Consider the following 12,259-nt stretch of genomic DNA (forward strand, 5'->3'; position numbering starts at 1 on the left):
AGGCGTGAGTGAGCAACCTGTCGCTCGATTTTTCAGATAATGCGTTTCAACCTCTGGCCGCCCGTATGCGGCCAGAAAATTTAGCGCAGTACATCGGTCAGCAGCATCTGCTGGCTGCGGGGAAACCCTTGCCGCGCGCTATTGAGGCGGGGCATCTGCACTCCATGATCCTCTGGGGGCCGCCCGGCACCGGAAAAACCACGCTAGCTGAAGTGATCGCCCGCTATGCCAACGCGGACGTTGAGCGTATCTCGGCGGTAACGTCTGGCGTGAAGGAGATCCGCGAGGCGATCGAGCGCGCGCGTCAAAACCGCAATGCCGGACGCCGCACCATTCTCTTTGTCGATGAAGTCCACCGCTTCAACAAGAGCCAGCAGGATGCTTTCCTGCCGCACATTGAGGACGGGACGATCTTCTTCATTGGTGCGACCACCGAAAACCCGTCGTTTGAACTCAACTCGGCGCTGCTGTCCCGCGCCCGCGTCTACCTGCTTAAATCCCTGACCACGGAAGATATCGAAAAGGTTCTGACCCAGGCAATGGACGACAAAGCGCGGGGTTACGGCGGGCAGGATATCGTTCTGCCTGACGACACGCGACGTGCGATTGCGGAGCTGGTCAACGGCGATGCGCGCCGCGCGCTGAACACGCTCGAAATGATGGCCGATATGGCCGAAGTGGACGATGCGGGCAAGCGCGTATTGAAGCCTGAACTGCTCACCGAAATTGCCGGCGAGCGCAGCGCGCGTTTCGATAATAAAGGCGACCGTTTCTACGACCTGATCTCGGCGCTGCATAAGTCGGTGCGCGGCAGTGCGCCGGATGCGGCGCTCTACTGGTACGCACGTATCATTACCGCAGGTGGCGATCCGCTATACGTTGCGCGCCGCTGTCTGGCGATTGCGTCAGAAGATGTTGGCAATGCTGACCCGCGCGCCATGCAGGTTGCGCTTTCAGCCTGGGACTGCTTCACCCGCGTAGGCCCGGCGGAAGGCGAACGCGCCATTGCGCAGGCGATTGTCTATCTGGCCTGCGCGCCGAAAAGCAATGCGGTCTATACCGCGTTCAAAGCGGCGATGTCGGATGCGCGCGAGCGCCCGGACTATGATGTGCCGGTTCATCTGCGCAATGCGCCAACCAAACTGATGAAAGAGATGGGTTACGGGCAGGAGTATCGCTACGCCCATGATGAGCCTAACGCCTACGCCGCTGGAGAGGAATATTTCCCGCAGGAGATGGCACAAACGCGCTATTATCATCCCACAAACAGAGGTCTTGAAGGCAAGATTGGTGAAAAGCTCACCTGGCTCGCCGGACAGGATCAAAATAGCCCTATAAAACGCTACCGTTAGTTCAATCGTTGCGGTAATGTTGGCAATTGTATCCTTGTGACCGCAGGCTGTGGTCACATTTCCTATTTTAATTCGATAAGCACAGGATAAGCATGCTCGATCCCAATCTGCTGCGTAATGAGCCAGACGCAGTCGCTGAAAAACTGGCACGCCGGGGCTTTAAGCTGGATGTAGATAAGCTGCGCGCTCTTGAAGAGCGTCGTAAAGTACTGCAGGTACAAACTGAAAATCTGCAGGCAGAGCGTAACTCTCGATCGAAATCCATTGGCCAGGCGAAAGCGCGCGGGGAAGATATTGAGCCATTACGCCTGGAAGTGAACAAGCTGGGTGAAGAGCTGGATCAGGCGAAAGCGGAGCTGGACGTTCTTCAGGCCGAAATTCGTGACATCGCTCTGGCTATCCCGAACATTCCTGACGACAGCGTGCCTGTCGGCAAAGACGAGAACGACAACGTTGAAGTGAAGCGCTGGGGTACGCCTCGCGAGTTTGACTTCGAAGTGCGCGATCACGTGACGCTGGGCGAAATGCACGCGGGCCTGGACTTTGCCGCTGCGGTTAAGCTGACCGGCTCTCGCTTCGTAGTAATGAAAGGTCAGATTGCCCATCTGCACCGCGCCCTGGCGCAATTCATGCTGGATCTGCACACCGAGCAGCACGGCTACAGCGAAACCTATGTTCCGTATCTGGTTAACCACGATACGCTGTACGGTACGGGCCAGCTGCCGAAATTTGCCGGCGATCTGTTCCATACTCGTCCGCTGGATGAAGAAGCAGACAGCAGCAACTATGCGCTGATCCCAACCGCGGAAGTGCCGCTGACCAACCTCGTGCGTGATGAGATCATTGACGAAGACGATCTGCCAATCAAGCTGACGGCACACTCTCCGTGCTTCCGTTCAGAAGCCGGTTCTTACGGTCGCGACACCCGTGGTCTGATCCGTATGCACCAGTTCGACAAAGTCGAGATGGTGCAGATTGTCCGTCCGGAAGAATCCATGGACGCGCTGGAAGAGATGACTGGCCATGCGGAAAAAGTGCTGGAGCTGCTGGGCCTGCCGTATCGCCGCATGGCGCTGTGCACCGGTGACATGGGCTTTGGTGCCTGCAAAACCTTCGACCTGGAAGTCTGGGTGCCTGCACAGAATACCTACCGTGAAATCTCCTCCTGTTCTAACGTCTGGGATTTCCAGGCGCGCCGCATGCAGGCACGCTGCCGCAGCAAATCTGACAAGAAAACCCGTCTGGTGCATACCCTGAACGGTTCTGGTCTGGCTGTTGGCCGTACGCTGGTTGCCGTGCTGGAAAACTACCAGCAGGCAGATGGCCGCATCGAGATCCCTGAAGTGCTGCGTCCATACATGAAAGGCCAGCAGTACATCGGCTAATTCTTTGCCTCACAACAAAAAAGCGCCTTCGGGCGCTTTTTTTATGCCTCTGAATTGACACGACGCAATACCCCCTCCCTCTAAAGTAGTAATACTCCTCCGAATGAAAGTCAGCATAAGACGCTGATAACGAAGAAATTCGTTATTTACAAAACTATATAGCGGTTCGTGCCGCCTCTTTTTTCTTTGTGAGCAACCAAAGTGAGTCTCTATGAAAATCAAAGCGCCTGAAGCGTTAATGGCTGCCGAGGTCACTCGCCGTGGGTTGATGAAAACCACGGCAATAGGCGGCCTGGCTGTAGCCAGCAGCGCCTTCACGCTCCCTTTTACCCGGCTGGCGTCGGCGGCGGACGCACTATCCGCAGCCGCAGCTCCGGAAAAAGTGGTGTGGAGTGCGTGTACCGTAAACTGCGGTAGCCGTTGTCCGCTGCGTATGCATGTGGTGGATGGCGAAATTAAGTATGTCGAAACCGACAACACCGGGGACGATAACTACGAAGGGTTACACCAGGTTCGCGCCTGCCTGCGCGGTCGCTCCATGCGTCGCCGCGTCTACAACCCGGATCGTCTGAAATACCCAATGAAGCGTGTCGGTAAGCGTGGGGAAGGGAAGTTTGAGCGCATTAGCTGGGACGAAGCCTACGACATTATCGCCACCAACCTGCAGCGCCTGATCAAAGAGTACGGCAACGAGTCCATCTACCTGAACTATGGCACCGGGACGCTGGGCGGCACGCTGACCCGCTCCTGGCCACCGGGTAAAACGCTGGTCGCGCGTCTGATGAACTGCTGCGGCGGTTATCTCAACCACTACGGCGACTACTCTTCCGCACAGATTGCCGCAGGTCTGAACTACACCTACGGCGGCTGGGCCGACGGCAACAGCCCGTCCGATATCGAAAACAGTAAGCTGGTCGTCCTGTTCGGTAACAACCCGGGCGAAACCCGCATGAGCGGCGGCGGGGTGACGTACTACCTCGAACAGGCCCGCGCCAAATCTAATGCCCGCATGATCATTATCGATCCGCGCTATACCGACACCGGTGCCGGGCGCGAAGATGAGTGGATCCCCATTCGTCCCGGTACCGATGCGGCACTGGTTTCCGCGCTGGCGTGGGTGATGATTACTGAAAACCTCGTCGATCAGCCGTTCCTAGATAAATACTGCGTCGGTTATGACGAGAAAACGCTGCCAGCCAGTGCCCCTGCCAATGGTCACTACAAGGCATATATTCTCGGCCAGGGCAGCGACGGCGTAGCGAAAACGCCGGAGTGGGCCTCCACCATCACCGGTATTCCGGTCGAGCGCATTGTTCAGCTGGCGCGTGAGATTGGTTCAGCTAAACCGGCCTACATCAGCCAGGGCTGGGGACCGCAGCGTCATGCGAACGGTGAAATCGCCACCCGCGCTATCTCAATGCTTTCAATTCTGACCGGCAACGTCGGCGTTCATGGCGGTAACACCGGCGCGCGCGAAGGTTCTTATGAAGTGCCGTTTGAGCGGATGCCGACGCTGGATAACCCGGTACAGACCAGTATCTCCATGTTTATGTGGACTGACGCAATCGAGCGCGGTCCGGAAATGACCGCGCTGCGCGACGGCGTTCGGGGCAAAGACAAGCTGGATGTGCCGATCAAGATGATCTGGAACTACGCCGGCAACTGCCTTATCAACCAGCACTCGGAAATCAACCGCACCCATGAAATTCTGCAGGACGACAAGAAGTGCGAGATGATTGTGGTGATCGACTGCCACATGACCTCCTCGGCAAAATATGCCGATATTCTGCTGCCGGACTGCACCGCGTCTGAGCAGATGGATTTCGCGCTGGACGCTTCCTGCGGCAACATGTCCTACGTGATCTTTACCGACCAGGCCATCAAGCCGCGCTTCGAGTGCAAAACCATCTATGAGATGACCTCCGAACTGGCGAAGCGATTGGGCGTCGAACAGCAGTTTACCGAAGGGCGTACTCAGGAAGGGTGGATGCGCCATCTGCACGAGCTCTCTCGTAAAGCCATTCCAGACCTGCCGGACTTCGACACCTTCCGCAAGCAGGGCATGTACAAGCAGCGTGACCCGGAAGGGCATCACGTGGCGTATAAAGCGTTCCGTGAAGATCCGCAGGCGAATCCGCTGACCACGCCGTCGGGCAAAATCGAAATCTACTCCGAAGCGCTGGCAAAAATCGCGTCTACCTGGGAGCTGCCGGAAGGAGATGTTATCGATCCGCTGCCGATCTACACGCCGGGGTTCGAAAACTATAACGATCCGCTGACGGCGAAATTCCCGCTGCAGCTGACCGGTTTCCACTACAAGGCGCGCGTGCACTCCACCTACGGTAACGTTGACGTACTGAAGGCCGCCTGCCGCCAGGAGATGTGGATCAACCCGATGGATGCCAAAGCACGTGGTATCCGTAACGGGGATCGCGTGCGTATCTTTAACGGTCGCGGCGAGGTACACATTGAAGCCAAAGTGACACCGCGCATGATGCCTGGCGTAGTGGCACTGGGGGAAGGGGCCTGGTACAGCCCGGATGCCAACCGCATCGACCAGGCAGGCAGTATTAACGTCCTGACCACGCAGCGTCCGTCGCCGCTGGCGAAAGGCAACCCGTCTCACACAAACCTTGTCCAGGTTGAAAAGGTTTAAGGAGTAACCGATGACAACCCAGTATGGATTTTTCATTGATTCCAGCCGTTGCACCGGGTGCAAAACCTGCGAGCTGGCCTGTAAAGATTATAAAGATCTCACCCCGGACGTGAGTTTCCGCCGCATTTACGAATACGCCGGGGGCGACTGGCAGGAAGATAACGGCGTCTGGCATCAGAACGTCTTTGCCTATTACCTGTCGATTGCCTGTAACCACTGTGAAGATCCGGCCTGCACCAAGGTGTGCCCGAGCGGGGCGATGCACAAGCGGGAGGACGGTTTTGTGGTGGTGGATGAAGATGTCTGCATCGGCTGTCGCTACTGCCATATGGCGTGCCCGTACGGCGCGCCGCAGTACAACGCCGCCAAAGGACATATGACCAAGTGCGACGGCTGCCACAGCCGCGTAGCGGACGGCAAAAAGCCAATCTGCGTCGAGTCCTGCCCGCTGCGCGCGCTGGATTTTGGTCCGATAGAAGAGCTGCGTCAGAAACACGGTCAGCTTGCCGCTGTGGCACCGCTGCCGTCAGCGCACTTCACCAAGCCGAGTATTGTCATTAAACCTAACGCCAACAGCCGTCCGACGGGTGACACCACCGGCTACCTGGCAAATCCGAAGGAGGTGTGAGATGGGAAGTGGATGGCATGAATGGCCGCTGATGATCTTCACGGTCTTTGGGCAGTGCGTAGTGGGCGGCTTCATTGTTCTGGCGCTGGCGCTGTTAAAAGGGAACCTCAATGCCGAACAGCAGCAGCGTTTGGTGTTGAGCATGTTTGGCCTGTGGGTGCTGATGGGGATTGGATTTATCGCCTCTACGCTGCACCTGGGCTCACCGATGCGCGCGTTTAACTCCCTGAACCGCGTGGGGGCGTCGTCGCTCAGTAACGAAATTGCCAGCGGGGCAATCTTCTTTGCCGTCGGCGGGCTGGGGTGGCTGCTGGCTGCGTTGAAGAAATTGCCTGCGGGCCTGCGCAGCCTGTGGCTGATCGTCACCATGGTACTGGGCGTGGTGTTCGTGTGGATGATGGTGCGCGTCTATAACACCATCGATACCGTTCCAACCTGGTACAGCGTCTGGACGCCGATGAGCTTCTTCCTGACGATGTTTATCGGCGGGCCGCTGCTGGGCTACCTGCTGCTGCGCGTGGCGGGGGTAAACGGTTGGGCAATGCGTCTGCTGCCAGCCGTTTCGCTGCTGGCGCTGGTGGTGAGCGCGATGGTCGCCCTGATGCAGGGGGCCGAGCTGGCAACCATTCACAGCTCTATCCAGCAGGCTTCTGCGCTGGTGCCGGACTACGGTTCGCTGATGGCCTGGCGCGTGGTGTTGCTGGCAGCTGCGCTGGTGTGCTGGATCGCCCCTCAGCTTAAAGGTTATCAGCCTGCACTGCCGCTCCTGTCACTGGCTTTTGTGCTGGTGCTGGTAGGGGAGTTAATTGGTCGCGGTGTGTTTTACGGCCTGCATATGACGGTCGGTATGGCTATCGCCAGCTAATTTCATTTTTCGTTATAAAAAGCCGGGACATAGCGCCCGGCTTTTCTTTTTTTCATTCATGAAATTTTTCGACTGTCGTTTTGTTTTAATTTCGGTCATTAATAAATAAAAACAGATACATAATTAATATCTATAGCAGGCGCTGTATTAGCAGGATAAGTTTTTTAAATCGACAGGGAACATATTGTGCGAGCCGGCTAAATCTGTGGATTGACTTTGTTTTTGCCAGTGGCATGATGCGCACGAAATCTGAACTTCCTCACGGTTTTTAATCCATGACCACCTATACCCGGCCAGTGCTCCTGTTGCTCTGTGGCCTGCTTCTGTTGACCCTGGCGATCGCCGTGTTAAACACGCTCGTCCCGCTGTGGCTCGCCCATGAAAACTTACCGACCTGGCAGGTGGGTATGGTGAGCTCGTCCTTTTTCACCGGGAACCTGTTGGGCACATTATTAACCGGTAGCCTGATTAAGCGTTTTGGCTTTAATCGCAGCTATTATCTGGCCTCGCTGATTTTCGCTGCCGGGTGCGCCGGTCTGGGTCTGATGGTGGGCTTCTGGAGCTGGATGGCATGGCGCTTTATCGCCGGCGTCGGCTGCGCGATGATTTGGGTGGTGGTTGAAAGCGCGCTGATGTGTAGCGGTACCTCCCGCAACCGCGGACGTCTGCTGGCGGCCTATATGATGGTTTACTACGTCGGTACCGTTCTGGGTCAACTGATGGTCAGCAAACTGCCAACCGACCTGATGAGCGTGCTGCCGTGGGTAACCGGCATGGTGCTGGCCGCGATCCTGCCGCTGCTCTTTACGCGCATTGTGAACCAGAACAGCGAACATCAGGAAGCGACCCACGTCTGGCCGATGTTGAGACTCCGTCAGGCGCGTCTGGGCGTAAATGGCTGTATTATCTCGGGAATTGTACTGGGCTCGCTCTATGGCCTGATGCCGCTCTACCTGAATCATCAGGGCGTCAGCGATTCCGGAATTGGTTTCTGGATGGCGGTGATGGTCAGTGCGGGTATTGTGGGGCAATGGCCGATTGGCCGCCTGGCGGACCGTTTTGGTCGTCTGCTGGTGCTGCGCGTTCAGGTCTTCGTGGTGATCATGGGATGCCTTGCGATGCTCAGCAACGCCGCGATGGCGCCTGCACTGTTTATTCTCGGGGCCGCAGGATTCACGCTTTACCCCGTCGCGATGGCGTGGGCCTGTGAGAAAGTAGAACATCACCAGCTCGTGGCAATGAACCAGGCGCTATTATTAAGCTATACCATCGGTAGCTTGCTGGGACCGACATTTACCGCGATGCTGATGCAGAATTATTCCGACAATTTGCTGTTTATCATGATTGCCAGCGTGTCGTTTATTTATCTCCTGATGCTGCTGCGCAAAGCGGGCGAGCATCCAACCCCTGTGGCGCACGCCTGATTAAATAAAAGCCTGTCGATGACAGGCTTTTTTGTCCCTGTCACATATAAGACTTTTACGCATTGTTTGTTTTCCCCGCCTGGCGATAATTCAAATGAGTTCTACCACAAAAGGCAACAATCATGTCTATACGTCGTTTTTCCACTACCGCACTTGCCGTAGTGTTGTCTTTAACGTTTGCAACGGCTCCGGTCATGGCTAATCCTGGAAACGGGAATGGCGGTGGTCATGGAAACAGTGGCGGACAAGGTAATGGCGGCAATCATGGTAACGGGAATTCTGGTAATTCCGGTAACCATGGTAATAAGCAAAATAGCGGAAAGGAAAACCCTGGAAAATCGGATAAGAGCTTCAAAAACAGCAAAGATGTCGGTAATGACGTCGACGCTCGCGTGAGCTTCGATCATGCCCGCCACCTGGCACTGAATTATGGCTTAACGGGCTATGAGTCTCTGCCTCCGGGGATTGCGAAAAACCTCGCACGCGGTAAACCGCTTCCTCCGGGCATTGCGAAGAAGACCGTACCAGCCTCTATGCTCGGCCAGCTTCCTTCCTACCCGGGCTATGAATGGCGCGTGGTCGGGGACGACCTGGTCTTAATTGCGCTGAGTACGGCGATTGTGACCTCCGTAATTAACGGCGTCTTTAAATAGAATATAAAAAGGCCCGGTTCTTACCGGGCCTTCTCTTTAATACATGACCTTGTGGCCGTACTGCTCAAGAATACCTTTCACGCGTTCCATCGTCTCTTTTTTCGGCGGCTTCACGCCATCAAGCTTGTACTCTTCGCCCATCGCCACCCATTTATGTTTACCCAGTTCGTGATAGGGCAGAAGCTCAATTTTCTCGACGTTGCCCATGTCGCGGGTAAATTCACCCAGGCGATGCGCGGAGTCATCGTCATCTGACCAGCCGGGAACAACAACGTAGCGGATCCAGGTTTTGATGCCTTTATCGGCGATGTATTTGGCAAACTCCAGCGTACGGTGGTTAGAAACGCCAACCAGATTCTGGTGGATCTCATCGTTCATCTGTTTGAGATCGAGCATCACCAGATCGGTCACGTCGAGCAGTTCATCAATGACCGGATCGTAGCGGCGCACAAAGCCGTTGGTGTCGAGACAGGTATGAATGCCTTCTTTATGGCAGGCGCGGAACCAGTCGCGGACAAACTCAGCCTGAAGAATAGCTTCACCGCCGGACGCGGTCACGCCACCGCCGGATGCGTTCATAAAGTGGCGGTAGGTCACCACCTCTTTCATCAGATCTTCCACGGTGACTTCTTTACCGCCGTGCGTGTCCCAGGTGTCGCGGTTATGGCAGTACAGGCAGCGCATCAGGCAGCCCTGGAAAAAGGTAATAAAGCGGATCCCCGGGCCATCGACGGTGCCACAGGATTCAAAGGAGTGAATGCGACCAATAGTTGACATTGCGGTGATATCTCCGAATTTGGCCCATCCGGGGGCCTGTGTAGTTGCACAGCTCAAAGGCTATGTCGAGTCTGTTTTGGCTGTTATCCATAAAGTATAGATAGCGGACAAAAGAGACTGGTGAAGCGAGGGTGTTAAAAAGGCCCCACTTGCGTGGAGCCTTTATTGTACGCTTTTTAACGCGTGATTTCAGTCAATTCCACTTACATGGACTGAGTGAAAGTACGGGTAATAACGTCCTGCTGCTGTTCTTTCGTCAGGGAGTTAAAACGTACTGCGTAGCCAGATACGCGGATGGTCAGCTGAGGATATTTCTCAGGATGTTCCATCGCGTCGAGCAGCATTTCACGGTTCATTACGTTCACGTTCAGGTGCTGACCACCTTCGATGGACGCTTCGTGGTGGAAGTAACCATCCATCAGACCCGCGAGGTTAGTTTTACGCACTTCGTCGTCTTTACCCAGCGCGTTTGGCACGATAGAGAAGGTGTAAGAGATACCATCTTTCGCGTAAGCAAACGGCAGTTTAGCAACGGAGGTCAGAGAAGCTACAGCACCTTTCTGGTCACGACCGTGCATTGGGTTAGCACCTGGGCCAAATGGCGCGCCAGCACGACGACCGTCTGGGGTGTTACCGGTTTTCTTACCATACACAACGTTAGAGGTGATGGTCAGAACAGACTGAGTCGGGATAGCGTTACGGTAGGTAGTGAGTTTCTGAATTTTCTTCATGAAACGTTCTACCAGGTCAACCGCCATGTCATCAACGCGAGCGTCGTTGTTACCAAACTGCGGGTATTCGCCTTCGATTTCGAAGTCTACGGCCAGGCCGTCTTCGTCACGAATTGGTTTAACTTTCGCGTATTTGATTGCAGACAGGGAGTCAGCCGCAACGGACAGACCTGCGATACCACACGCCATGGTGCGGATAACGTCACGGTCGTGCAGCGCCATCAGAGAGGCTTCGTAGCTGTACTTGTCGTGCATGTAGTGGATAACGTTCAGCGCGGTCACGTACTGCTTAGCCAGCCAGTCCATGAAGTGGTCCATGCGCTCCATGACTTCGTCATAGTTCAGCACGTCGCCTTTGATTGGCTCAGACTTAGGACCAACCTGCATTTTCAGTTTTTCATCAACGCCGCCGTTGATAGCGTACAGCATGGTTTTCGCCAGGTTTGCACGCGCACCGAAGAACTGCATTTGTTTACCAACAACCATTGGGCTTACGCAGCAAGCGATAGCGTAGTCGTCGTTGTTGAAGTCCGGACGCATCAGGTCATCGTTTTCGTACTGCAGAGAAGAGGTGTCGATGGACACTTTAGCGGCGAATTTCTTGAAGTTCAGAGGCAGTTTTTCAGACCACAGAACGGTGATGTTTGGCTCCGGAGAAGGACCCATGGTGTACAGGGTGTTCAGGAAGCGGAAGCTGTTTTTGGTTACCAGCGTACGGCCGTCAACGCCCATACCGCCGATAGATTCGGTTGCCCAGATTGGGTCACCAGAGAACAGTTCATCATATTCTGGGGTACGCAGGAAGCGAACCATACGCAGTTTCATGACCAGGTGGTCAATCATTTCCTGAGCGTCTTGCTCGGTGATTTTACCTGTTTTCAGGTCACGTTCGATGTACGCATCCAGGAAGGTGGATACGCGGCCGAAGGACATTGCTGCACCGTTCTGAGACTTAACAGCGGCCAGGTAGCCGAAGTAGGTCCACTGGATAGCTTCCTGAGCGTTGGTCGCAGGACCAGAGATATCGCAGCCGTATTTAGCCGCCATCTCTTTGATCTGACCCAGCGCGCGGTGCTGTTCAGCAATTTCTTCACGCAGACGGATAGTCGCTTCCAGGTTTACGCCGTTTTCCAGGTCAGTCTGCAGGGAAACGAACTGCGCGTATTTGTCTTTCATCAGGAAGTCGATACCGTACAGCGCAACGCGACGGTAGTCACCGATGATACGGCCACGGCCATAGGCATCTGGCAGACCAGTCAGAACGCCAGATTTACGGCAGTTCAGAATGTCTTTGGTATAAACATCGAATACGCCCTGGTTATGGGTTTTGCGGTATTCGGTGAAGATTTTTTTCAGCATTGGGTCCAGCTCGCGGTTATACGCTTTGCAGGAACCTTCAACCATTTTGATACCACCGAACGGGATGATGGCGCGTTTCAGTGGTGCTTCAGTCTGCAGACCAACAATTTTCTCAAGGGCTTTGTTGATGTAGCCAGCATCGTGAGAAGTGATGGTGGATGCAACGGAGGTGTCAAAATCAACTGGCGCGTGAGTGCGGTTTTCCAGTTTAACGCCTTCCATTACGCTGTCCCACAGCTTGGTGGTCGCGTCAGTTGCGCCAGCCAGGAAGGATTCGTCACCTTCATACGGGGTATAGTTTTTCTGGATGAAGTCACGGACGTTGACTTCATTCTGCCAGTCACCTTTCGCAAAACCTTCCCAGGCTGTGGCTAACTTTTCATTAAGCTCGGACATGTAACACCTACCTTCTTAAGTGGATTTTTTATT

Annotated in this window: 9 protein-coding genes; 7 read left to right on the top strand and 2 right to left on the bottom strand. The window is 55.0% G+C overall.

Translation table 11 applies throughout. The features are described from left to right. Positions 1-8: 8 nt before the first annotated feature. The 7 genes from rarA (at position 9) to OKF39_RS08685 (ending at position 8,963) form a co-directional block, all read left to right on the top strand. Entirely contained in the window at positions 9-1,352 is a 1,344-nt protein-coding gene (gene rarA / locus OKF39_RS08655; RefSeq protein ID WP_028012558.1) for a replication-associated recombination protein RarA, read from the top strand. Between the two features lie 92 nt (positions 1,353-1,444). Next, a complete protein-coding gene (gene serS / locus OKF39_RS08660) occupies positions 1,445-2,737 on the top strand; it encodes a serine--tRNA ligase (RefSeq protein ID WP_008499983.1) in 1,293 nt (430 codons plus the stop codon). A gap of 211 nt (positions 2,738-2,948) precedes the next feature. Further along, positions 2,949-5,393: a dimethylsulfoxide reductase subunit A gene (gene dmsA / locus OKF39_RS08665; protein WP_063154573.1), complete on the top strand. Its 2,445-nt coding sequence runs from the start codon at positions 2,949-2,951 to the stop codon at positions 5,391-5,393. A gap of 10 nt (positions 5,394-5,403) precedes the next feature. After that, the gene (locus OKF39_RS08670; RefSeq protein WP_014883208.1) at positions 5,404-6,021 is read left to right on the top strand and encodes a DMSO/selenate family reductase complex B subunit; all 618 of its coding nucleotides are present in this window, start codon (positions 5,404-5,406) and stop codon (positions 6,019-6,021) included. Between the two features lies 1 nt (position 6,022). After that, positions 6,023-6,886 carry a dimethyl sulfoxide reductase anchor subunit family protein gene (locus OKF39_RS08675; protein ID WP_402740388.1) on the top strand — a complete coding sequence of 288 codons (864 nt, stop codon included), beginning with the start codon at positions 6,023-6,025 and terminating at the stop codon, positions 6,884-6,886. Between the two features lie 275 nt (positions 6,887-7,161). Next, positions 7,162-8,310 carry an MFS transporter gene (locus OKF39_RS08680; protein ID WP_045261768.1) on the top strand — a complete coding sequence of 383 codons (1,149 nt, stop codon included), beginning with the start codon at positions 7,162-7,164 and terminating at the stop codon, positions 8,308-8,310. Between the two features lie 122 nt (positions 8,311-8,432). Further along, the gene (locus OKF39_RS08685; RefSeq protein WP_047368209.1) at positions 8,433-8,963 is read left to right on the top strand and encodes an anti-virulence regulator CigR family protein; all 531 of its coding nucleotides are present in this window, start codon (positions 8,433-8,435) and stop codon (positions 8,961-8,963) included. Positions 8,964-8,999: 36 nt separating this feature from the next. On the opposite strand, the gene pflA is transcribed toward OKF39_RS08685, so the two are convergent. Together pflA and pflB are read right to left on the bottom strand one after the other, a co-directional pair. Beyond that, entirely contained in the window at positions 9,000-9,740 is a 741-nt protein-coding gene (pflA, locus tag OKF39_RS08690) for a pyruvate formate lyase 1-activating protein (protein ID WP_028012563.1), read from the bottom strand. Between the two features lie 203 nt (positions 9,741-9,943). Next, a complete protein-coding gene (gene pflB / locus OKF39_RS08695; RefSeq protein ID WP_479983682.1) occupies positions 9,944-12,226 on the bottom strand; it encodes a formate C-acetyltransferase in 2,283 nt (760 codons plus the stop codon). Positions 12,227-12,259: the final 33 nt, after the last annotated feature.

The sequence above is a fragment of the Enterobacter cloacae complex sp. HYC042_NIDB genome, from assembly GCF_056673315.1.